This is a genomic window from Pseudomonas sp. W2Jun17 (assembly GCF_023127795.1).
Lineage (GTDB): Bacteria > Pseudomonadota > Gammaproteobacteria > Pseudomonadales > Pseudomonadaceae > Aquipseudomonas > Aquipseudomonas synxantha_A.
This window is the reverse complement of record NZ_SPKO01000037.1, coordinates 57556-78945: the sequence shown is the minus strand read 5'-3', so window position 1 is coordinate 78945 and position 21390 is coordinate 57556. Positions and strand designations below refer to the sequence as shown.

General features: G+C 61.9%; 19 protein-coding genes. 14 read left to right on the top strand and 5 right to left on the bottom strand.

From position 1 onward, the window contains the following. Nucleotides 1-27: 27 nt before the first annotated feature. On the bottom strand, nucleotides 28-1155 hold the full coding sequence (gene ribD, locus E4O98_RS24835) for a bifunctional diaminohydroxyphosphoribosylaminopyrimidine deaminase/5-amino-6-(5-phosphoribosylamino)uracil reductase RibD (protein ID WP_216090370.1): 1128 nt from the start codon (nucleotides 1153-1155) through the stop codon (nucleotides 28-30). Then, nucleotides 1152-1616 carry a transcriptional regulator NrdR gene (gene nrdR / locus E4O98_RS24830; RefSeq protein ID WP_019818855.1) on the bottom strand — a complete coding sequence of 155 codons (465 nt, stop codon included), beginning with the start codon at nucleotides 1614-1616 and terminating at the stop codon, nucleotides 1152-1154. Before nrdR ends, ribD begins: the two co-directional genes overlap by 4 nt. A gap of 140 nt (nucleotides 1617-1756) precedes the next feature. On the opposite strand from nrdR, the gene E4O98_RS24825 reads away from it, so the two are divergent. From E4O98_RS24825 to trxA, 4 genes are all read left to right on the top strand, one after another. Beyond that, a complete protein-coding gene (locus E4O98_RS24825) occupies nucleotides 1757-2212 on the top strand; it encodes a YbaY family lipoprotein (RefSeq protein ID WP_005791855.1) in 456 nt (151 codons plus the stop codon). Beyond that, a complete protein-coding gene (locus E4O98_RS24820) occupies nucleotides 2209-2862 on the top strand; it encodes a 50S ribosomal protein L11 methyltransferase (protein ID WP_078822446.1) in 654 nt (217 codons plus the stop codon). The genes E4O98_RS24825 and E4O98_RS24820 overlap by 4 nt, the downstream gene beginning before the upstream one ends. A gap of 261 nt (nucleotides 2863-3123) precedes the next feature. After that, nucleotides 3124-4125: an Abi family protein gene (locus E4O98_RS24815; protein ID WP_078822447.1), complete on the top strand. Its 1002-nt coding sequence runs from the start codon at nucleotides 3124-3126 to the stop codon at nucleotides 4123-4125. Between the two features lie 73 nt (nucleotides 4126-4198). Further along, nucleotides 4199-5071: a thioredoxin gene (gene trxA, locus E4O98_RS24810; RefSeq protein ID WP_248136512.1), complete on the top strand. Its 873-nt coding sequence runs from the start codon at nucleotides 4199-4201 to the stop codon at nucleotides 5069-5071. On the opposite strand, the gene E4O98_RS24805 is transcribed toward trxA, so the two are convergent. Further along, complete coding sequence (locus E4O98_RS24805; protein WP_228309027.1) at nucleotides 5068-5409, bottom strand: hypothetical protein; 342 nt, start codon at nucleotides 5407-5409, stop codon at nucleotides 5068-5070. The genes trxA and E4O98_RS24805 overlap by 4 nt on opposite strands. A gap of 128 nt (nucleotides 5410-5537) precedes the next feature. Here E4O98_RS24805 and E4O98_RS24800 point away from each other — a divergent pair, with 128 nt between their 5' ends. The 5 genes from E4O98_RS24800 (at nucleotide 5538) to E4O98_RS24780 (ending at nucleotide 9589) form a co-directional block, all read left to right on the top strand. Next, nucleotides 5538-6137 carry a DUF2796 domain-containing protein gene (locus tag E4O98_RS24800; protein WP_248136510.1) on the top strand — a complete coding sequence of 200 codons (600 nt, stop codon included), beginning with the start codon at nucleotides 5538-5540 and terminating at the stop codon, nucleotides 6135-6137. Between the two features lie 148 nt (nucleotides 6138-6285). Beyond that, a complete protein-coding gene (locus E4O98_RS24795; protein ID WP_194439352.1) occupies nucleotides 6286-6996 on the top strand; it encodes an ABC transporter ATP-binding protein in 711 nt (236 codons plus the stop codon). 1 nt (nucleotide 6997) lies between these two features. After that, complete coding sequence (locus E4O98_RS24790) at nucleotides 6998-8263, top strand: ABC transporter permease (protein WP_228309029.1); 1266 nt, start codon at nucleotides 6998-7000, stop codon at nucleotides 8261-8263. An 11-nt stretch (nucleotides 8264-8274) separates the two neighbouring features. Beyond that, complete coding sequence (locus E4O98_RS24785) at nucleotides 8275-8796, top strand: DUF3299 domain-containing protein (protein WP_228309030.1); 522 nt, start codon at nucleotides 8275-8277, stop codon at nucleotides 8794-8796. Nucleotides 8797-8890: 94 nt separating this feature from the next. Continuing rightward, nucleotides 8891-9589 carry an OmpW family outer membrane protein gene (locus tag E4O98_RS24780; RefSeq protein ID WP_005791869.1) on the top strand — a complete coding sequence of 233 codons (699 nt, stop codon included), beginning with the start codon at nucleotides 8891-8893 and terminating at the stop codon, nucleotides 9587-9589. 140 nt (nucleotides 9590-9729) lie between these two features. Here the strand turns inward: E4O98_RS24780 and E4O98_RS24775 are convergent, their stop codons facing one another. Then, complete coding sequence (locus tag E4O98_RS24775) at nucleotides 9730-10614, bottom strand: sugar nucleotide-binding protein (RefSeq protein WP_032879234.1); 885 nt, start codon at nucleotides 10612-10614, stop codon at nucleotides 9730-9732. A 167-nt stretch (nucleotides 10615-10781) separates the two neighbouring features. Here E4O98_RS24775 and E4O98_RS24770 point away from each other — a divergent pair, with 167 nt between their 5' ends. Beyond that, on the top strand, nucleotides 10782-15029 hold the full coding sequence (locus E4O98_RS24770) for a DEAD/DEAH box helicase (protein ID WP_248136507.1): 4248 nt from the start codon (nucleotides 10782-10784) through the stop codon (nucleotides 15027-15029). A gap of 107 nt (nucleotides 15030-15136) precedes the next feature. On the opposite strand, the gene E4O98_RS24765 is transcribed toward E4O98_RS24770, so the two are convergent. After that, nucleotides 15137-17215 (bottom strand): mechanosensitive ion channel family protein, encoded by a 2079-nt coding sequence (locus E4O98_RS24765; RefSeq protein WP_032879232.1) that lies wholly within the window; start codon nucleotides 17213-17215, stop codon nucleotides 15137-15139. A 269-nt stretch (nucleotides 17216-17484) separates the two neighbouring features. Here E4O98_RS24765 and E4O98_RS24760 point away from each other — a divergent pair, with 269 nt between their 5' ends. The 4 genes from E4O98_RS24760 to E4O98_RS24745 are packed head-to-tail and all read left to right on the top strand — an operon-like array spanning nucleotide 17485 to nucleotide 21389. Then, nucleotides 17485-18411 carry a DUF72 domain-containing protein gene (locus E4O98_RS24760; RefSeq protein ID WP_032879230.1) on the top strand — a complete coding sequence of 309 codons (927 nt, stop codon included), beginning with the start codon at nucleotides 17485-17487 and terminating at the stop codon, nucleotides 18409-18411. Next, nucleotides 18408-19184: an endonuclease/exonuclease/phosphatase family protein gene (locus tag E4O98_RS24755; protein ID WP_032879229.1), complete on the top strand. Its 777-nt coding sequence runs from the start codon at nucleotides 18408-18410 to the stop codon at nucleotides 19182-19184. Before E4O98_RS24760 ends, E4O98_RS24755 begins: the two co-directional genes overlap by 4 nt. Continuing rightward, on the top strand, nucleotides 19181-20443 hold the full coding sequence (clsB, locus tag E4O98_RS24750; RefSeq protein WP_248136505.1) for a cardiolipin synthase ClsB: 1263 nt from the start codon (nucleotides 19181-19183) through the stop codon (nucleotides 20441-20443). Before E4O98_RS24755 ends, clsB begins: the two co-directional genes overlap by 4 nt. Beyond that, complete coding sequence (locus E4O98_RS24745) at nucleotides 20433-21389, top strand: lysylphosphatidylglycerol synthase domain-containing protein (protein ID WP_005791882.1); 957 nt, start codon at nucleotides 20433-20435, stop codon at nucleotides 21387-21389. The genes clsB and E4O98_RS24745 overlap by 11 nt, the downstream gene beginning before the upstream one ends. Nucleotide 21390: the final 1 nt, after the last annotated feature.

The window sequence follows — 21390 nt, the reverse complement described above, 5'->3', positions numbered from 1 at the left end:
GGCTGACGCTTAAGCGCAGGCCGGGAATTATACGCTCGCTGTCGGGACGGGAATGGCAGTGACTCGCCAGTCGTCGCCTACAGCGCGCATGTCAGTGATCTTGAGTTGGGGCGCGTCGACCAGCTTCTCAAGCGGCCAGTCCAGCAACGGCCGGGCAGCGGAGCCGAGGAACTTGCCGGCGATGAATATGACGTACTCATCCACCAGGCCCTGTTGGGCAAACGCGCCCGCCAGGCTCGGGCCCGCTTCCACCAGCACGTCGTTGACGCCACGGGCGGCCAATGCCACCAGCGCCGAGCGCAGGTCGACCTGGCCCTCCACACCCGGTACCACCAGGCACTCTGGGCCACGGGGAAACTGGTTCTCCGGGGCCACGCAGGTGATGACCAGTGCCGGGCCTGCCTTGAAGAAGGGTGCATTGAGCGGCACGCGCAAGCGGCCGTCGATCAACACGCGCAGCGGCGGGCGCGACATGGCCAGGGCGGTGGTTTGTTCATCCAGGCCCAACTCAGCGGCGCGCACAGTCAAGCGGGCGCCGTCGGCCAGCACCGTATCGGCACCGGTCAACACCACACTCGCCTCGGCACGCAGACGTTGGACGGCGGCGCGGGCGGCGGGGCCGGTGATCCATTGGCTTTCGCCGCTGGCCATCGCCGTGCGGCCGTCCAGGCTCATGGCCAGCTTGACCCGCACGAACGGCAAACCGTGCTCCATGCGCTTGAGGAACCCCGGGTTAAGCGCCCGCGCCTCAGCTTCCAGGACACCACTGCGCACCTCGATACCCGCCTGGGCCAGACGCTGCATGCCACGCCCGGCCACTTCCGGGTTCGGGTCCTGCATACCTGCCACCACCCGCGCCACACCGGCGCTCACCAGTGCATCGGCGCACGGCGGCGTACGGCCATGGTGGCTGCACGGCTCCAGCGTCACGTACACCGTCGCGCCACGGGCCTTTTCACCGGCGGCGCGCAGGGCATTCGGCTCGGCATGGGGCTCGCCGGTGCGCTCATGCCAGCCTTCGCCGACAATCTGCCCGTCACGCACGATCACGCAGCCCACCCGTGGATTGGGGTGGGTGGTGTACAGGCCCTTGCGCGCCAATTCGAGGGCACGCGCCATGTAATGGGCGTCGAGGACTGCCTGTTCAGACGTCATTGTTTGGAAGGCTCACGGGCCAGGCGGTCGATTTCTTCGCGGAACTCATTGAGGTCCTGGAAGCGTCGATACACCGAGGCAAAACGGATATAGGCGACTTCGTCGAGCTTTTGCAGTTCGCCCATCACCAGCTCGCCGACCACGAGGCTCTTGACCTCGCGCTCGCCGGTCGCCCGCAGCTTGTGCTTGATATGCACCAGCGCCGCTTCCAGGCGCTCGACACTCACCGGGCGTTTTTCCAGGGCGCGCTGCATACCGGCACGCAGTTTTTCTTCGTCGAAAGGCTGGCGGCTGCCGTCGGACTTGATCAGACGGGGCAATACCAGTTCGGCGGTTTCGAAGGTGGTGAAACGTTCACCACAGGCCAGGCATTCGCGCCGGCGACGCACTTGATCGCCCTCGGCGACCAGACGCGAGTCAATGACCTTGGTGTCGTTGGCACCGCAGAAGGGACAGTGCATGGTTGGCAGGCAACAAAAAATGGGAGGGCCATGGTAGCGCATCCCCGTCGCAAGACAAGCCATAGCCTTTACGGTATATAGGCAGGCTTATATGTTTGATATTTTTTAAGCCACGGATTTTGTCCTTTCTGGAGCCGTACATGCAGTTACGACCACTCGTTCTACTCACGCTGTTCAGTTTTCTGGTCGCCTGCAGCAGCGAGGCCCCCAAACCAGCCGCGCCTCAACCGACACCGGCACAAGAGAAAAAAGTCCCGGGTATTGAAGACCTCGGCCCCCTGCCCGCCTATCAACGGGAAATCAGCGGCAGCCTGACCAATGTGCCCGCCGGCGCCGAAGTCGAGATGGCGCTGCTGGTGATCGACGACCGTTCGCGCCCGCAGCAACTGCTCGCCAGCAGCGTGCTGAGCGGCAATGGCAAGCCCCTGGCCTTCCGCCTGCGCTTCAACCCTGAAGCCTTCCCGGCCGGTGCACGCGTTGAATTGCGTGGCCGCGCCAGCCAGTCCGGCCAGTTGATCCTGCACTTGCCCGCCGTGCGCGTCACCCAGGCGATCACCCAGAGCACCGGCCCCCTGCAACTCGTCAAGGCGCCATGACGCCACCGCTGCACCTGCAGCGCGCCTTGAGCGAGTTGATCGGCGACGCGCAATTGGTGCCCTGCCCGCTACCGGGCACCGAATTATCGCTATGGCTGCTCGATGCCGACAATATGGACCGCGCCTTCAGCCAGGAAGAAACCCGGCGCATCCTGCATGAGCCGCCCTACTGGAGCTTTTGCTGGGCCAGCGGCCTGGCGTTGGCGCGCTACCTGGCGGCGCATCCCGAGTGGGTCGCCGGCAAACGCGTGCTGGATTTCGGCGCCGGTTCCGGCGTAGCCGGGATCGCCGCCGTAAAGGCGGGGGCCCTGGAAGTAGTGGCTTGTGACCTGGACCCGCTGGCCCTGGCGTCTTGCCGCGCCAACGCCGAACTCAATGCGGTGGAGCTGGGCTATTGCGCCGACTTCTTCGCCGAAGCCGACCGTTTTGACTTGATCCTGGTGGCCGACGTGCTTTACGACCGCGCCAACCTGCCGCTGCTGGATCAATTCCTCACCCGTGGCCGCGAAGCGCTGGTGGCCGATTCGCGGGTGCGGGACTTCCAACACCCGCGTTATCAACGGCTGGAGGTTCTGGACGCGTTGACCCTGCCGGACCTGGCCGAGCCTTGGGAGTTTCGCAAGGTGAGTCTGTACCACTCGCGGCGCTGAGCCTTCGCGTTACAAATTCCCGGCAACAGATTGGCTAAGACAGGAAAAGGCGAGGCATGGAAAATGCCATCCTTCGCTCACGGATGGAAAATTTCCTGACATGTCCTGGCAGACAGTTTCGCTAATAACTTACGACTCAACGGCCTTGCCAAACGTCAGGCACCTGCTTAATCTTTGCGGCAATACACCCGCCATGCCTCTGGTTGCATCAGTAACTAAGCACAAATTGTGCGGGTTTTTTATGCCCGGTACTTTTTGGGCATGAGGTCATTCAGCAAACCTGCCATCGACGTTCCTGCCCAGCTGGGACTCCTCAAGCGGCGCGGACTGATAATTCACAATGAAGCTCGTGCCGAGCACTTCTTGCAATCCGTCAGTTTCTTTCGACTCAGCCCTTATATGCGGCCCTTTCAACAGCCTGACGCTATTGACCATCTTTTTCGTGAAGGTAGCCAGTTCCGCCAATTAACCCGCCTATACGATTTTGATAGAAGGCTTCGCTTACTGACCATGGATGCCATTGAGCGCGTCGAAATAGCCTCACGTTCGGTTATCAGTAATCACATGGGACCCGCCCATGGCAGTCATTGGTATCTCAATCCAGGGTTGTTCCACCTCAAATTTGATCATCAACGCCTGCTTGCAACACTGTCCATGAAGCAAGCCAGCGCAACCCGTGACTACCAGCGCGAATGCGAACGCATCGATAGATCACATGCCAGCGATGCACGAAAAGATCTTCTTAAACGCCAAAGGGCAAAAGAAAGTTATGCCCGTCATTACTCCGTGACCTACGTCCAGCCCGCGTTGATGCCGGGTTGGGCCATGTTGGAAGAATTGACACTGGGAGACTTATCCCATCTGTACAAAGGCTTGGCCAAGGACGCCGACAAGAAAGCGATCTCCAGGCGCCTTCTACTCCCGGCACCACTCATGCAGTCCTGGCTGCACACGCTGACCACTGTCCGAAATATCTGCGCTCACCATTCACGCATGTGGAACCGAGAATTGGGTATCCGTCCTGAATTGCCCAAAAAAGCCAGCTTTCCATGGCCGCAGTATTTGCTTCAACCGGGGACACATAGCCGCATGTTCTCCACGCTATGCATACTCAATCACCTGATGGGCCAGGTGAGCCCACATACTCGCTGGGGTCACAGCCTGCATCTGCTGATCGACGAGTTTCCCGACGTCCGTATCGAAGCAATGGGTTTTCCTCAGGACTGGTATCTGGACCCGTTTTGGCACGCGCATGATTACTGAATGCCAGGCGGCTTCCGATAGCTAGCGCCAGCCCTTATAGTTGCCCCCATTCCCGCTTTATTCGAGACGCCCCATGAGTGAGCCCACGCCGTACATCTTCGACGTCACCACCGCCAACTTCGACCAGGCGGTGATTCAGAATTCTTTTGAAAAACCTGTGCTGGTGGACTTCTGGGCCGAATGGTGTGCGCCATGCAAGGCGCTGATGCCGATGCTGGCGCAGATTGCCGAGACCTATCGCGGCGAGTTGCTGTTGGCCAAGGTCGATTGCGAGGCCGAACAGGACATCGTCGCGCGTTTCGGCATTCAAAGCCTGCCGACGGTGGTGTTGTTCAAGGATGGTCAGCCGGTGGACGGCTTTGCCGGTGCGCAGCCGGAGTCGGCAGTACGGGCGATGCTGGAGCCACATGTGCAGATGCCACCACCGGCTGCGGCGGATCCGCTGGAACAGGCCCAGGCGCTGTTCAGCGAAGGACGCATCAGTGAAGCTGAAGGGCTGCTGGTGGCGCTGTTGGGCGAAGACAACACTAACGCCCCCGCGTTGATCCTGTACGCACGCTGCCTGGCCGAACGCGGCGAATTGGGCGAAGCCCAGGCCGTGCTTGACGCAGTCAAAAGCGACGAGCACAAGGCCGCCCTGGCCGGGGCCAAGGCGCAGATCACCTTCCTGCGCCAGGCCGCAGACTTGCCGGACACCGCCGATCTGAAGAGCCGTCTGGCACAGAACCCGCAGGACGACGAGGCGGCCTATCAGTTGGCGATCCAGCAACTGGCGCGCCAGCAGTACGATGCGGCACTGGAAGGTTTGCTCAAGTTGTTTACCCGCAACCGCAGCTACAGCGAAGGCTTGCCGCACAAGACGTTGCTGCAGGTGTTCGAATTGCTGGGCAATGAGCACCCGCTGGTCACGGTGTACCGCCGCAAATTGTTTGCCGCGTTGTACTAATCACCGATCCAACGGTACAGCGGCGTATCCCCGCCGCTGCTCACCTTGACTTTAGCGCTATGGCGCAGGCGCACCAACAGGCGCTTGCCCGCGCCTGCATCGCCTGCCAACCCTTCCAGTTGATCGAGCAATTCCAGACCATTGAGCTGCCCGGCCTTGCGCAGCACATCCTGGGCGCTCTGCCATAGGTCGTCGTTCTGTTTGACCGGCGCCGCGGCTGGCGCACTGGGCGTTGGGGCGGCCTGAAGCTGTGCGCCCAAGCGCGCCCAATCGCCGTCGTCCAGTTCCAGGGTCAAGTCCACCGGCAGGTCGCCGATGGTTCCACGAATTCGCAACATCGCTGTACTCCTGCATTTTTCTGACCGTCATGCTCCCATGCAGCTTGCGCAACACCAAGCAGGCGGTCAAACTCTCGGCTCTATTGTTATAAGATCACATAACAAAACTTTCATCCTGGAGCCCTCCCATGCGCCGTTTGCTGCTTGCTTTGCCGTTCGCCCTGCTGCCACTGGCTGTTGCCCACGCTCACGAAGAGCATGACCACGAGCACGGCAGCCTCGGCGCCCATGAACACGGGGTCGGCCGTCTCAATGCCGTGCTGGATGGCAAGGCCCTTGAGCTTGAACTGGACAGCCCGGCGATGAACCTGGTGGGTTTCGAGCATGTAGCGACCAGCGCCGCCGATAAAGCCAAGGTCGCCGATGTACGCAAACAGCTGGAGAACCCATTGGCCCTGTTCAACCTGCCCAAGGCTGCAGGGTGTGTGGTCAGCAGCCAGGAACTCAATAGCCCGCTGTTCGGTGACAAACCAGAAGCCGACCATGACGACGATGACCACGCCACCGACGGCAAAGGCGCCGCCGCCCACGAGCACCATCACGACCACAGCGAAATCCACGCCCACTACCAATTCACCTGTGCCACGCCGACGGCCTTGGGCAACCTGGACTTGAGCCAAGTGTTCAAGACCTTCCCCGCCACCAAGAAAATTCAGGTACAACTGATCGGCCCGAGCGGTCAGCAAGGTGTTGACGCGACGGCCACCGCCGCCACCCTGAAGTTCTGACTTGAAAGCACAGTCCATGTGGGAGCTGGCTTGCCTGCGATACTGGCGACGCGGTGCAGCAGGCACACCGTAGCGATGCCATCGCAGGCAAGCCAGCTCCCACAGTGGATCGGCGCCATTTTCGACTACCAGGCGACACTGACTTCCCATGACTCAAGCGTTAATCGAACTGTCCGACCTGGGCTTCAACTGGCCCGGTCACCCGCAGTTGCTGGACATCCCCGCGTTCCGCCTGGAACCCGGGGAAACCCTGTTCCTCAAGGGCCCGAGCGGCAGTGGCAAGACCACACTGCTGGGGCTGCTGGGGGGCGTGCAGAAACCCAGCCAGGGCAGCATCCGCCTGCTGGGGCAGGAGTTGACCGAACTCTCGGCCGGCGCCCGTGATCGTTTCCGTGTAGACCACACCGGCTACATCTTCCAGCAGTTCAACCTGCTGCCGTTTCTATCGGTGCGCGAAAACGTCGAGTTGCCTTGCCACTTTTCCAGGCTGCGCGCGCAGCGGGCCAAGCAGCGCCATGGCAGTGTCGACCAGGCAGCCGCGACCCTGCTCGCGCACCTGGGCTTAAAGGATAAGGACTTGCTGGAGCGCCGCGCCGACTCGCTGTCTATCGGCCAGCAACAACGGGTGGCCGCTGCCCGTGCGTTGATTGGCCAACCGGAACTGGTGATCGCCGACGAGCCCACCTCGGCCCTGGACTATGACGCCCGCGAAGCGTTCATCCAGTTGCTGTTCGCTGAATGCCGTGAAGCTGGCGCCAGCCTGTTGTTTGTCAGCCATGACCAGAGCCTGGCGTCACTGTTCGACCGTAACCTGTCACTGGCCGAACTCAATCGCGCCGCCACGCCCGCAGAGGTTTGAGATGTATCTGTTTCGTCTAGCCATGGCCAGCCTGGCTAACCGCCGCTTTACTGCGATCCTCACTGCCTTCGCCATCGCGCTTTCCGTGTGCTTGTTGCTGGCGGTGGAGCGCGTGCGTGTCGAGGCGCGCAACAGTTTTGCCAGCACCATCAGCGGCACCGACCTGATCGTCGGGGCACGTTCGGGCTCGGTCAACCTGCTGCTGTATTCGGTGTTTCGCATCGGCAACGCCACCAACAACATCCGCTGGGACAGCTTTGAGCATTTCGCCGCCAGCCCCCAGGTGAAATGGGCCATTCCGATTTCCCTCGGCGACTCCCATCGCGGTTACCGCGTGATGGGCACCAACGAATCCTACTTCGAGCATTACCAGTACGGGCGCAAGCAAAACCTCGAACTGGCCAGCGGCCGCGCCTTCGCTACCGACCCGTTTGAAGTGGTGCTCGGCGCCGAAGTCGCCGACGCCCTGCATTACAAACTCGGCGACAAGCTGGTGCTGGCCCACGGTGTAGCGGTGGTCAGCCTGGTCAAGCACGACGACAAACCCTTCACCGTGGTTGGCATCCTCAAGCGTACCGGTACGCCGGTAGATCGCACATTGCACATCAGTCTCGGCGGCATGGAGGCAATCCATGTCGATTGGCACAACGGTGTGCCGGCCCAGGGCAAAGGCCGCGTCAGCGCCGACCAGGCGCGCAATATGGACCTGACGCCGCAAGCCATCACCGCGTTCATGCTCGGCCTGAACAACAAGATTTCCACCTTCGCCCTGCAACGAGATATCAATGAATTCCGTGGCGAGCCGATGCTGGCGATCCTGCCGGGCGTGGCGTTGCAAGAACTGTGGAGCATGATGGGCACCGCCGAGAAAGCCTTGTTCGTGATTTCGCTGTTCGTGGTGCTGACCGGGTTGATCGGTATGCTCACGGCGATCCTCACCAGCCTCAACGAGCGCCGCCGCGAGATGGCGATCCTGCGTTCGGTGGGCGCACGCCCCTGGCATATCGCGAGCCTGCTGATCTTCGAAGCCTTCGCCCTGGCCTTGTCCGGTGTGGTAGCAGGTGTGGGCCTGCTGTATGTCTGCATCGCCGCCTCCCGGGGTTACTTGCAGGCCAACTACGGGCTGGACCTGCCGATGTCCTGGCCGAGCGAATATGAATGGACTCTGCTGGCGGGTATCCTCGCCGCAGCGCTGTTGATGGGCAGCGTGCCCGCGTGGCGCGCCTATCGACAATCTTTGGCCGATGGCCTGTCCATCCGTTTATGAGGAAGGCTTCGATGCGTCGTGCCCTGTTTGCCCTGTTGCTGCTGACGGCCTTGCCCGTGTGGGCGGATGAACAGCCCAAGGACCTGTCCTGGCAGGAAATGATCCCGCCGGATGCGCCACCGGAAGTGCCTAATATGAAGCCGCTGCACGATCTGTCGAACATGGCCGATGCCTTGTCCGTCGAGGCGGCGCCGGCGGCCAAGCAGGATTTGCCCAACGCGCCGGTGGTGCAGAGCCTCGACGGCCAGCACATCCGCCTGCCGGGGTATATCGTGCCGCTGGAAGTCAGCGAAGAAGGCCGCACCACCGAGTTTCTGCTGGTGCCGTATTTCGGCGCGTGCATCCACGTGCCGCCACCGCCGTCGAACCAGATCGTGCATGTGAAAAGTGAAGTCGGGGTGAAACTCGATGAGTTGTATCAGCCGTACTGGATCGAAGGCGCGATGCAGGTCAAGCCGTCGTCGAGTGAACTGGCCGACGCCGGTTACCAGATGGATGCCCAGAAGATTTACATGTACGAGCTGCAGGAGTAGCGCTGATCACCCTTTCATTGAGCTGAGTCAAAAGACCGAACGGAACGATCTTTACCATTGGACGTACAACTTTTAAACGTCCTTTGGAGCTCCCATGAACAAGTCTCTGCTCGGCGCGTCCCTCTTCGCGCTCGCCCTCGTCGCCCCGGTCGCACACGCTCACCAGGCGGGCGATATTCTGGTGCGTGCCGGTGCAATCACCGTCAACCCGGAGGCCGACAGCGGCAAAGTCAAGGTTGACCAGGGCCCGCTGGCCGGCACCAACCTGGGCGGCAAGGCGACCATGAGCAGCGATACCCAACTGGGCTTGAACTTCGCCTACATGATCACCGACCACGTCGGTATCGAATTGCTGGCCGCTACACCGTTCGAGCATGACGTGAAACTCAAGAACACCGCACTGGGCGCCGCCAACGGCAAGCTCGGCTCGCTCAAGCACCTGCCGCCGACCCTGAGCGTCGTGTACTACCCGCTGGACAACAAGTCGGCATTCCAGCCGTACGTGGGCGCCGGTATCAACTACACCTGGATCTACGACGAACACGTCGGCGGTCGCGCTCAACAAGCCGGCTTCAGCAACTTCAAGGCCGAAAACTCCTGGGGCTGGGCCGCACAGATCGGCGCCGACTACATGATCAACGACAACTGGATGATCAACGCCCAGGCGCGCTACATCGACATCAGCACCAAGGCGACTGTGGATAACAATGCGCTGGGCCAGGGCACTCGGGCCAAGGTCAATGTGGACGTGGATCCGATGGTTTACATGGTGGGTATTGGCTACAAGTTCTAAGCAACACTGCATAACCCATGTGGGAGGGGGCTTGCTCCCGATAGCAGAGTGTCAGTCAACAGATTCATGGACTGACCCATCGCTATCGGGAGCAAGTCGAATCGTCGCACCGCCCCTCCCACATTTGGTTTTGTAGCGTGTCAGCTGTGGCGGTAGAACCGGTCCAGCAACGCCGGAAGTCCCGCCCGCCATGCCCTGGGCTTGATGCCGAAGGTATGCAGGATTTTCTTGCACGCCAGCACCGCGTGCTGCGGTTCATCCGCCGCATCCGGCCGAGCCGCGTGGGCCTGGGCAGTGGGGGATTCAATGGCCAACGCGTGGAAGTTGCGCGCTTCGGTCAGAATCGCCTGGCCCAGCGCCAACGGTGTGGTCGCCTCATGCCCGGCGTAATGATAGGTGCCCCACAGCGGAGCCGCGCAATCAAGCTGCTTGAGCACCGAGATAATCACCCGTGCGGCGTCGTCTACCGGCGTCGGGTTGCCACGACGGTCGTCGGCCATCAGTAGTTCATCAGGTTTTTCGGCCCGGGCCAGGAACCGCCCGAGCGTGCCGTCGACACTGTCATCGAGCAACCAGCCAAATCGCAGCAGCACATGTTGCGGGCAAGTGGCGCGCACGCTCTGCTCGATACGCCACAACGCCTGGCCGCGCAGGCCCAGGGGCACCGGCTCGTCTTTTTCGCTGTAGGCGGTGGCGCGGGAGCCATCGAACACCCGGTAGCTGGACGGTTGCAGCAGCGTGATGCTGTGGTGCTGGCACAATTCAGCCAGGCGTTCGATGGCGAACTCCTGGGCGGCCAGACGGGTTTCGCTCACGGTTTCGGCCTGGAACCAGTCGAAATAGTAGGCGAGGTTGATCAATGCATCGGGACGGGTGTCGTCGAGCAATTGGGTAAGGCTCGCGGCATCCCAGCCGTCTTGGGGCGGTTTGGGGGCGAGGAAACCGATGTCTTCCTCTGCACCGAGGCGAATCAGCGCCTGCCCGAGGGCATTCCCGCCGCCCAGTAACATAAGGCGCATTCGCATAGATTGAGCAGGCCCGGTCTGTTTGGAACGATGGTTATTATCGACAGGCGTGTGCGCCTTGCCGTAGGTAGTTGCCAGAATCGTTGCATTTTGCGGGTTTGTAGCGCAACCGTCACGGATAAAGTACGTGTTTGCAACTTGTTGGAGCAGGTGGCATCAATCACTTCATGAACCTTCCCGAATCAACGGCCAGCGCACTGGATGGTTTTCACCCCGCCGTCAGTGCCTGGTTTTGCAGCACCTTCCCCTCGGTGACCGGCGCCCAGGCCCAGGCGTGGCCGCTGATCCGCCAGCGGCGGTCAACGCTGATCGCCGCGCCCACCGGCTCGGGCAAGACCTTGACGGCCTTTTTGGCGGTACTCGACGATTTGGTCCACCAAGGCCTGGCCAACGGCGGGCAACTGCCGGACGAGACCCTGGTGGTGTATGTGTCACCGCTCAAGGCGCTGTCCAACGACATCCAGATCAACCTGCAAAACCCGCTGGCCGGCATTACCGAGCAGCTTCAAAGCCTGGGTCTGCCGCCGCTGGTGATCCGCACCGCCGTGCGCACCGGCGACACCCCGCAAAAAGACCGCGCACAGATGCGCAAGCGCGCGCCGCATATCCTGGTGACCACGCCCGAATCTCTGTATGTGCTGCTGGGTTCGGATTCCGGCCGACACATGCTCGCCAGCACGCGTACGGTGATCGTCGATGAGATCCATGCCATCGCCGCCGGCAAGCGCGGCAGCCACCTGGCCTTGAGCCTGGAGCGCCTGCAAGCGCTGTGCGCCGAGCCATTGACCCGTATCGGCCTGTCAGCCACGCAAAAACCCATCGACGCGGTCTCGCGGTTTTTAGTCGGCACCGACCGTGAGTGTGCCATCGTCGACATCGGCCATGCGCGCCCACGGGACCTGGATATCGAAGTGCCGCCAGTGCCGCTCTCGGCGGTGATGGCCAACGATGTGTGGGCCCTGGTCTACGACCGCCTCGCGCAATTGGCCCGCGAACACCGCACCACGCTGATTTTCGTCAACACCCGGCGCCTGGCCGAACGCCTGGCCCGGCATCTGAGCGAGCGGCTGGGCAAGACCGCCGTGGCCGCCCACCATGGCAGCCTGGCCAAGGAACTGCGCCTGGACGCCGAGCAACGGCTCAAGGCCGGCGAACTGCAAGTGCTGATCGCCACCGCGTCCCTGGAGCTGGGCATCGATATTGGCGAGGTGGATCTGGTCTGCCAGATCGGCTCACCCGGCTCGATCAATGGCTTTTTGCAACGCGTCGGCCGCTCCGGGCACCAGGTCGGCGGTACGCCCAAAGGGCGCCTGTTTGCCACCACCCGTGACGACTTGATCGAATGCGCCGCGTTGCTCGACTGCGTACGCCGTGGCGAGCTGGATACCTTGCATATTCCAGTGGCGCCGCTGGACGTGCTGGCCCAGCAGATCATTGCCGAAGTCAGCGCCCGTGAATGGCCGGAACAGGCGCTGCTGGCGCTTGTCCGCCGCGCTGCGCCCTACGCCGAGCTGGATGAGCGCCACTACCAGGCCCTGTTGCAGATGCTCAGCGAGGGCTACAACGGCCGCCAGGGTATCCGCAGCGCCTACCTGCACCGTGACGCCGTGACCCACACCCTGCGCGGCCGCCGCGGTGCCAGGCTCACCGCCGTCACCAGCGGTGGCACCATCCCGGACAACGCCGACTACAGCGTGTTGCTGGAGCCTCAGAGCCTGAACATCGGCAGCGTCAACGAAGACTTCGCGGTGGAAAGCATCGCCGGCGACATCTTCCAACTCGGCAATACCTCTTACCGCATCCTGCGGGTCGAAGCGGGCAAGGTGCGTGTCGAGGATGCCCATGGCCAACCGCCGACCATCCCGTTCTGGCTGGGCGAAGCACCCGGGCGCAGCAACGAGTTGTCGGTGGCCGTGGCGCGCTTGCAAGGGCAAATCGACAGCTTGCTGGGTGCCACGCCCGGCGACCTGCAACCGGCCCTCGACTGGCTAACCGGCACCCTGGGCCTGCATCGCGCCAGCGCCGAACAACTGCTGGATTACCTGGCCCGGTCGCGCCAGGCCCTGAGCGCCCTGCCCTCCCGGGACACGTTGATCATGGAGCGGTTTTTCGACGCGTCCGGCGGCACCCAGTTGATCATCCACACGCCGTTTGGCAGCCGCATCAACCGCGCCTGGGGCCTGGCGTTGCGCAAGCGCTTCTGCCGCACCTTCAACTTCGAGCTGCAAGCGGCGGCCAGCGAAAACGCCATCGTGCTGTCGCTGTCTACCAGCCACAGTTTTGCCTTGGATGAGGTGTGGCGTTACCTCAACAGCAACAGTGCTGAACACCTCCTGATCCAGGCCGTGCTGGATGCGCCGCTGTTCGGCGTGCGCTGGCGCTGGAATGCCGGCGTGGCCCTGGCGTTGCCGCGCTACACCGGTGGGCGCAAGGTGGCGCCGCAGATCCAGCGCATGAAGAGCGAAGACCTGATCGCCAGCGTCTTTCCAGACCAGATCGCCTGCCTGGAAAACCTCGCCGGCGAGCGCGAAATCCCCCATCACCCACTGGTGGAACAAACCCTCGACGATTGCTTGCATGAAGCCATGGACAGTGAAGCCTGGCTGGCACTGCTGCGGCGCATGGAGCGCGGTGAAGTCCGATTGATCAGCCGCGACCTGCCCGCCCCTTCGCCCATGGCTGCGGAAATTCTCAGCGCCAAGCCCTACACCTTTCTCGACGACGCCCCGCTGGAAGAGCGCCGCACCCAGGCCGTGCTCAACCGACGCTGGAGCGACCCGCAGAGCACCGACGACCTGGGCGCACTGGATGCCGAGGCCATCGCCGGCGTTCGCGAAGAAGCCTGGCCCGCGCCCAACGGCGTGGATGAAATGCATGAAGCGCTGATGAGCCTGGCGTGCATCGCAGCCCCTGAAGTTGCGCCGCAATGGGCCGCATGGCTGCACGCCTTGGCCAAGGCCGGGCGAGCCTGTCAGTTGCACAACGGCATGTGGGTCGCCGTGGAGCGCTTGAGTTGCTTGCAAGCGCTCTACCCTAACGATTTGCCACTGCTGCCCGGGTTCGACGAGCCCTGGGAATTTGACGAAGCACTGTTAGAAGTACTGCGTGCGCGCCTCAGTGGTTTTGGCCCGTTGAACCTGGTCGAAATCGCTGCCCCCCTGGCGCTGCCCGTGGCGGCAATCACTCAGGCCCTGTCGCGCCTGGAGCAGGAAGGCTACGTGCTGCGCGGGCACTTCAGCCCCGGTGCCACGCAGGAACAATGGTGCGAACGTCACTTGCTGGCGCGCATTCATCGCTACACGGTCAAGCGCCTGCGCCGGGAAATCGAGCCGGTGGCGTTGCAGGATTTCATGCGTTTTCTGTTCGATTGGCAGCACCTGTCCGACAGCACCCGTGGCCAGGGCAGCGCCGTATTGCCGCAGATAGTCAGCCAACTCGAGGGCTACGCCGCCGCCACGTCGGCCTGGGACACTGACCTGCTCAGCGCGCGCATCAAGGATTATTCATCGACCTGGCTCGATGACCTGTGCCGCAGCGGCAAGCTGGTATGGACGCGCTTAAGCAACAAGGCCGGCGCCATGGCGTTGCGCAGCACCCCGGTGGTTTTGCTCCCCCGTAGCCAGGTAGCGTTGTGGAGCGGGCTGACCGAGCCCACCGACAGCACCACGCTGTCGCCCAAGGCGCAGAAAGTCCACTCGGCCCTGCGCAAACACGGCGCCTTGTTTTTTGATGAACTGGTGCACGAGGCCCACCTGCTGCGCAGCGAGCTGGAGACAGCCTTGCAGGAACTGGTAGGCGCCGGCCTGGTGAATGCCGACAGCTTCGCCGGGCTGCGCGCCCTGACCACGCCTGCCAGCAAACGCCAGGCTCGCAGCAGTCGACGTGGGCGCGGGGCGTTTGTCGGCGGCATGGATGATGCCGGTCGCTGGGCCTTGGTCCGCCGTTCAGCCAGCGCTGCTGGCCCACATTCGACCGAGACCCTGGAGCATGTGGCGATGACCCTGCTGCGCCGTTACGGCGTGGTGTTCTGGCGCTTGCTGGAGCGCGAGGCGGATTGGTTACCGAGTTGGCGTGAATTGCTGCGCACCTTCCATCGGCTGGAGGCACGCGGGGAGATTCGTGGCGGGCGGTTTGTCAGTGGGCTGGCGGGCGAACAGTTTGCGTTGCCGGAGGCGATACCCTTGCTGCGCGAGGTGCGGCGGCGGGCACATGACGGGAGCTTGATCGCGGTGTGCGGGGCGGATCCATTGAACCTTGTGGGCACGCTGCTACCGGGGGCCAAAGTGCCGGCGGTGAGCGGTAATCGGATTGTATATCGCGATGGGCTGCCGGCGGCGGTGATGGTCGCCGGCAAGCAGCAGGTGTTGCTGGAGATGGATCAGCAGGCAGTGCAGGAGAAGTTGATCAGGCGCTGACCTTTAGGCCCTCATCGGGAGCAAGCCCCCTCCCACATTTTGATGTGTGAACACATTCAAATGTGGGAGGGGGCTTGCTCCCGATGGGGCCGGAACAGCCACTCTCATCATTGCGGCCTGGCTTGCTCGGCCTCTGGCTCATCCTCCTGCGCCACACGCTTGGGCAACAACACCTGCTGTGGATAAGTCTGCGCAAAATGCACCTCGTCACAGTTATCCACAAGCTTTTTCAAGCGCTGATTGAACGCTCGACTCACCGCATATTGCCCACCCGATACCGTGCGGAATTGCGCCGTGAGCACCACGCCATTGAGGTCCATCTTGTCCACGCCGAACACTTCCAGTGGCCCTTGCAGGTTGTACTTGAGGAACACGTCGTCACGAATCGACTGGCCTGCTTCACGGATCAGCTCCACGGCCTTGTCCACGTCGGTGTCGTAGGTGAACTGCACCGAGAAGAACGCATAGGCGAATTGGCGCGACTGGTTGGTGACCGCCTTGATCTGCCCGAACGGTACCGAATGCACAAAGCCCTTGCCGTCGCGCAGGCGAAGGGTGCGGATGGTCAAGCCCTCGACGGTACCGGCGTGGCCGGAATCGAGCACCACCCAGTCGCCGATGGAGAGCGTGTCTTCGATGATGATAAACAGGCCGGTGATCACGTCCTGCACCAACTGCTGGGAGCCAAAACCAATCGCCAAGCCGACCACCCCCGCACCCGCGAGTAACGGCGCGACGTTGATACCCAGATTGGCCATGGTGGTGATCGCACAGATAACCACCAGAATGATTTTCACCGCATTACGCAGCAGCGGCAGGATGGTTTTGACCCGCGTACTGGGCTGGCGGCTGGAACGTTTGTTCACCGGGGGCTTGAGCGCTTCCTGAATCGCCGTATCGAGCACCACCCAGAACAGCCACGTCATCAGCAGGATCAGGCCGATACTGCTGAGCGAATCGCTGATCGCCCGGCCCACTGAGTTGCGTTGGGCGAACTCGAACAGCGACACGCCCCAGATACGCCCCAGTATCTCGATAAAAGCGATGGCCATCACAATGCGCAATATCGCGTGCAACAGGCTGAGAAAGCGCTCCTTGTAGGCACTGCTGCGCTGTATCGCCACTTGGCTGCGCGACTTGAACAAGTGTTGCAGCACCGTGCTGAGAAATACCGTGCCGATCAGCAGGATGGTGGTCAACAAGGCGCAGCGCAGGGCCTTTTGATTATCGTCGCCGGCACCGATCAAGTTGATCGCCGAGACCAGTACCATCAACAGGATCGGCCAATACCACAGCCCGGAAAATACCCGCAGCGATTGCTGCAACGCCGGATGCTTAAGGCGCTGCGCCAACGGCCGGTTACGAATCAAATGCGCCACCGGGCGACGCAGGCGAACCACCAGCACACCGAAGATCACTGTCGCGAACAGCCCGGTAAACACCGCAACGCTGCTGGTGATGTTGCCGCCCAGCTGCCGGGCGATCTGCGGGCTGGTGAGCGCGTCGCTGAGAGCGGCAAGGAAGCCGATCAGGAACAGCGGTTTGGGGCAATAGTCGCGAATGATCTGCACCGCCGGGCGCTTGTGGCCGACATTGAACATGACGATCACGCACAGCAGCATGGAGGTGGAAAAGATGCCGCTACTGGTGGCGTAGGCAAAACACAGCGCCAGTGCCCGTCCTACGGAAGAGGCGAGAAAATGGCTGACATACAGCGTCAATGGCAGGCAGATAACCGCAGGGATGGTGTAAGGCACCACATACCCCAGCACGCCCAGCAAGCGTGCCCGCCGGCGAAAAAAGGCGCGCAGGCTCAAGCGCCGCACGATAAAGCGCCCCAGTAACGTCAGCAGCGCAAAAGCACCCACCCAAACGGCGGATAACAGCAGGAAATCCCCGGCCACACTCCACGGCGAGCGTGCGGCGGTCTGGTCGACCAGCCGCCCGACTTCATTCGCGGCCCGGTCGGCCCGCAGGCGCCACTCGTCGATAAAGTTCTGGTTCAGATCGAGCTTCTGCTGCACATCATCAATGCTGGAACTGATGGCCCCGAGCAGGCCGCCCTCCACCAGCAACTCGGGCTTGGCCGCCGCGTCGGACTCAGGCGCGGTGGCAGCAGCTTGCAATGCGCCGCTGCCGCAGAACAGCAGCGCCCCTAGCAGTAATGCAGTCTTTAAATTCAGCAAAACAGCGGGCTCCTTCAGAAGGGTCTGTAAGGAACTGACGGGTTTGAGCCTTGATCGTTCCCTGTGTTTGCGGGCATGTGATTCAAATTGCGGGAGGGGGCTTGCTCCCGATAGCAGGCTGTCAGTCAACAACTTCATGACTGATGCACCGCTATCGGGGGCAAGTCCCCTCCCACATTTCGCACCCCGTACCGTCTGTAGGAACGTGGAAACTTTCAGCCAAATATCGCAGTCATCCCATAACGCACCCCACCTCCACAGGAGCAACCATGGCGGCGATTCATATCGGCATTTCCGGCTGGCGCTACACGCCCTGGCGCGGGGACTTCTACCCCGACGGGCTGACCCAGAAACGCGAGTTGCAGTTTGCGTCACGCGCCGTGAGCAGCATTGAAATCAACGGTTCTTTCTATGCGCTGCAAACCCCCAAGCGCTATGCGCAGTGGTACGCCGATACGCCTGAGGGATTCATGTTCAGCGTCAAGGCGCCACGCTATGTCACGCATATCCTGCGCTTGCGCGAGGTGCACAAGCCCATGGCCAATTTCTTCGCCTCCGGGGTACTGGAGCTCAAAGAAAAACTCGGCCCCATCCTTTGGCAGTTCCCGCCCAGCTTCAAATTCGACGTCGCACTGTTCGAAGCCTTCCTGGCCGATTTACCCACCAACACCCAACAGGCCGCCGCCCTCGCCCGCCAGCACGAGCCGCGCCTGAACGGCAAGGCAAGCATGAAAGCCTATGGCAAAAAACCCTTGCGCCATGCCGTGGAAATTCGCCACATGAGCTTTGCGGTACCGGAGTTTGTGCAGCTGCTGGACAAGTACGGTGTTGCCCTCGTAGTGGCTGACACCGCCGGCAAGTGGCCCTATATCGAAGACGTCACCGCCAACTTCATGTACCTACGATTACACGGCGACAAGCAGCTCTACGCCAGTGGCTATACCGATGAAGCGCTCAAACGCTGGGGTGACCGTATCGAGCGCTGGGCGCACGGCAAACAACCGGCGGATGCGCACCTTGTCGCCCCGCAACGCAAACCCCGCGTGCGTAAACAGCGTGACGTGTTCTGCTTTTTCGACAATGACATCAAGGTGCGCGCGCCTTTCGACGCGCGCCATTTGTTACAGCGCTTCGGGCTGGACAAGCACCTGCTCACGGCACCCGGGCAGTTGCCGGAACCGGGAGTGTTGCCATGACTCACCCCGAGCTGATCCCCGTGCCCCCCACCACCGCCATCACGCGTTTTACCGTGCTGACGGTGAATATCCATAAAGGCTTCACCGCCCTGAATCGACGCTTCATCCTGCCCGAACTGCGCGAAGCGGTGCGCAGCGTCGGTGCCGATATGGTGTTCCTGCAAGAGATCCACGGCACCCACGAGCGCCATCCCCAGCGCTATAGCGACTGGCCGAAGATGCCGCAGTACGAATTTCTCGCCGACAGCATCTGGCCGCAGTTTGCCTATGGTCGCAATGCGGTCTACCCCCATGGCGACCATGGCAACGCGCTGCTGTCAAAATTCCAGATCATTCGTTACGACAACCTCGACATCTCCCAAAGCGGCCATGAGAACCGCGGCCTGCTGCATTGCGTACTGCGCCTGCCGGGCGGCGAACGCGAGGTGCATGCCATCTGCATCCACCTGGGCTTGCGCGAGGTACATCGCCAACAGCAACTGCGCTTGCTTGAGCAGCGTATTGGCCAGATCCCGGCGGATGCGCCCCTGGTGGTCGCCGGCGATTTCAATGACTGGCGGCAAAAGGCCGACCTGAGTCAAAGCGGCCTGCAGGAGGTGTTCATCCACGCCCACGGCAAGCCTGCGCGTACGTTCCCGGCACGCCTGCCGTTACTGCCGCTGGATCGCATCTATGTGCGCAACCTGACCATCCACAACCCGCGCGTGCTCACCACGCGGCCGTGGTCGCACCTGTCAGACCATGTGCCCCTGTCGGTGGAGATTGAGTTATGAGCATTGCGGTAGAACATATCGCCACCGACCAGCCGCCGGATGACAGCAAGGCCCGCGACCTGGACTACGGCTGGCAGAGCGGCAATCGTGTGCAATTGCTGGAAAATGGCGAGGCCTATTTTCCCGCGGTGTTCGAGGCCATGCGCGACGCCCAGCGGGAAATCCTGCTGGAGACCTTCATCCTCTTTGAAGACAAGGTCGGTCATGAGCTGCAAGGCATTCTCATCGAAGCGGCGCAACGCGGGGTCAAGGTAGTGGTCAGCCTTGACGGTTTCGGCTGCGGCGAACTGAGCCCGGCCTTTCTGCGCGCACTGGCTGAAGCCGGCGTGATCGTGCAGATGTTTGACCCGGCATCCAAAACCCTCGGCATTCGCACCAACTGGTTTCGTCGCCTGCACCGCAAGATCGTGGTGGTGGACGCTAGCGTGGCGTTTATCGGCGGGATCAATTTTTCCGCTGATCACCTGGGGGACTTCGGCCCCGAAGCCAAGCAGGATTACGCGGTACAGATCATCGGCCCCGCAGTGGCCGACTTGCACCATTTCGCCCTCGCCCAAAGTGGCCGCCAGGTGCGCACCCGTAGAGGTTGGCGCCGACGCCAGCAACGGCCTTCGCCATGGGCAGACGAGCACGACGACGGGCTGGTGCGCCTGATTTATCGCGACAATATCCAGCATCGCGACGACATCGAAGAAGCGTATATCCACGCCTTGAGCCAGGCCCGGCAGCGGGTGGTAATTGCCAATGCCTATTTCTTCCCCGGCTATCGCTTGCTGCGCGAGATTCGTAACGCAGCGCGCCGGGGCGTGCAGGTGCAGTTGATCATGCAAGGCCAGCCCGACGTGCTGCTGGCCAAGCTGGCGGCGCGCATGCTCTACGACTATCTGCTCAAGGATGGCGTGGTGATTCACGAGTACTGCCAACGCCCGTTGCACGGCAAAGTGGCGCTGGTGGACGACGAATGGAGCACCGTGGGCTCAAGTAACCTCGACCCGCTGAGCCTGGCGCTGAACCTGGAAGCCAACGTGCTGATTCGTGACCGCGCCTTCAACCAGCAGCTGTACCAGAGCCTGGAAGCCCTGGCACGAGACCATTGCCAGACCATGCCGGCCAAGCGCAAGCCGCGCCTGTGGTTGTGGCGCCTGACCGTGGGGTTTCTGGTGTTCCATGTCATGCGCCACTTTCCCGCGCTGGCGAGTTGGTTGCCGGCACACAAGCCGCGTTTGAAACCCATTGAGAGTCCGGCCCATGACGTCTGAGAAAAACGGCTCACGGTTCCAGCGCTGGAAGAAGCCCCTGACCATTGCGTTCTTCCTGCTACTGATAGTGCTCTTCACCCTGCTTGCCCGGCGCATCGACTGGAGCGAAGTGCTGCAGACGTTGAGCGACTTCAAAGTCAGCACATTGCTGATCGCCGGCGCGCTGACGCTGTGCAGTTTTATCGTGTACGCCTGCTTCGATCTGATCGGACGGACCTATATTCGCCAGCCTCTGCGCTGGAAGCAGATCCTGCCGGTGGGCATTATCAGTTATGCGTTCAACCTCAATCTGAGCGCCTGGGTCGGCGGCATCGCCATGCGTTACCGGCTGTATTCGCGATTGGGGGTAAGCACCAGCAATATCGCCAAGATCCTCGGCCTGAGCCTGGCCACCAATTGGTTCGGCTATATGGCCTTGGCCGGGGTAGTGTTCAGCAGCGGGCTGGTCACCCTGCCACCGGGTTGGAAGCTCAGCACCGGCGCTCTGCAAGGTGTGGGCGTGTTGCTGGTGATCGCGAGCCTGGGTTACCTGGCGGCGTGCCGGTTTTCGAAAAAACGTGCGTGGTCGATCCGCGGCATCGAGATCAATTTGCCGTCGCTGCGCATGGCCTGCCTCCAACTGGCCCTGGGCGCCTTGAACTGGTCACTCATGGCAGCGGTTATTTTTACCTTGCTGCCCGCCAAACTCGATTACCCGCTGGTATTGGGCGTGTTGCTGATCAGCGCGATTGCCGGTGTGGTCACCCATATACCCGCCGGGCTTGGGGTGTTGGAGGCAGTGTTTATCGGGTTGTTGCAGCATGAGGCGTCGCGCGGGAGTCTGCTGGCCGGGTTGATCGCGTATCGGGCAATCTACTTTATTTGCCCATTGCTGATTGCGTTGGTGATGTACCTGGGGGTGGAGGCCAAGGCCAAGGCGTTGCGGGTGAAGAAGACACCCGCTTAAC

Bases quoted from the DNA above. Each gene is read 5' to 3' on its own strand.
- ribD (WP_216090370.1), bottom strand. From the start codon at position 1,155: ATGACGTCTGAACAGGCAGTCCTCGACGCCCATTACATGGCGCGTGCC.
- E4O98_RS24825 (WP_005791855.1), top strand. From the start codon at position 1,757: ATGCAGTTACGACCACTCGTTCTACTCACGCTGTTCAGTTTTCTGGTC.
- E4O98_RS24770 (WP_248136507.1), top strand. From the start codon at position 10,782: ATGAACCTTCCCGAATCAACGGCCAGCGCACTGGATGGTTTTCACCCC.
- E4O98_RS24780 (WP_005791869.1), top strand. From the start codon at position 8,891: ATGAACAAGTCTCTGCTCGGCGCGTCCCTCTTCGCGCTCGCCCTCGTC.
- E4O98_RS24755 (WP_032879229.1), top strand. From the start codon at position 18,408: ATGACTCACCCCGAGCTGATCCCCGTGCCCCCCACCACCGCCATCACG.
- E4O98_RS24790 (WP_228309029.1), top strand. From the start codon at position 6,998: ATGTATCTGTTTCGTCTAGCCATGGCCAGCCTGGCTAACCGCCGCTTT.
- E4O98_RS24785 (WP_228309030.1), top strand. From the start codon at position 8,275: ATGCGTCGTGCCCTGTTTGCCCTGTTGCTGCTGACGGCCTTGCCCGTG.
- E4O98_RS24800 (WP_248136510.1), top strand. From the start codon at position 5,538: ATGCGCCGTTTGCTGCTTGCTTTGCCGTTCGCCCTGCTGCCACTGGCT.
- nrdR (WP_019818855.1), bottom strand. From the start codon at position 1,616: ATGCACTGTCCCTTCTGCGGTGCCAACGACACCAAGGTCATTGACTCG.
- E4O98_RS24805 (WP_228309027.1), bottom strand. From the start codon at position 5,409: ATGTTGCGAATTCGTGGAACCATCGGCGACCTGCCGGTGGACTTGACC.
- E4O98_RS24760 (WP_032879230.1), top strand. From the start codon at position 17,485: ATGGCGGCGATTCATATCGGCATTTCCGGCTGGCGCTACACGCCCTGG.
- clsB (WP_248136505.1), top strand. From the start codon at position 19,181: ATGAGCATTGCGGTAGAACATATCGCCACCGACCAGCCGCCGGATGAC.
- trxA (WP_248136512.1), top strand. From the start codon at position 4,199: ATGAGTGAGCCCACGCCGTACATCTTCGACGTCACCACCGCCAACTTC.
- E4O98_RS24775 (WP_032879234.1), bottom strand. From the start codon at position 10,614: ATGCGAATGCGCCTTATGTTACTGGGCGGCGGGAATGCCCTCGGGCAG.
- E4O98_RS24815 (WP_078822447.1), top strand. From the start codon at position 3,124: ATGAGGTCATTCAGCAAACCTGCCATCGACGTTCCTGCCCAGCTGGGA.
- E4O98_RS24820 (WP_078822446.1), top strand. From the start codon at position 2,209: ATGACGCCACCGCTGCACCTGCAGCGCGCCTTGAGCGAGTTGATCGGC.
- E4O98_RS24745 (WP_005791882.1), top strand. From the start codon at position 20,433: ATGACGTCTGAGAAAAACGGCTCACGGTTCCAGCGCTGGAAGAAGCCC.
- E4O98_RS24795 (WP_194439352.1), top strand. From the start codon at position 6,286: ATGACTCAAGCGTTAATCGAACTGTCCGACCTGGGCTTCAACTGGCCC.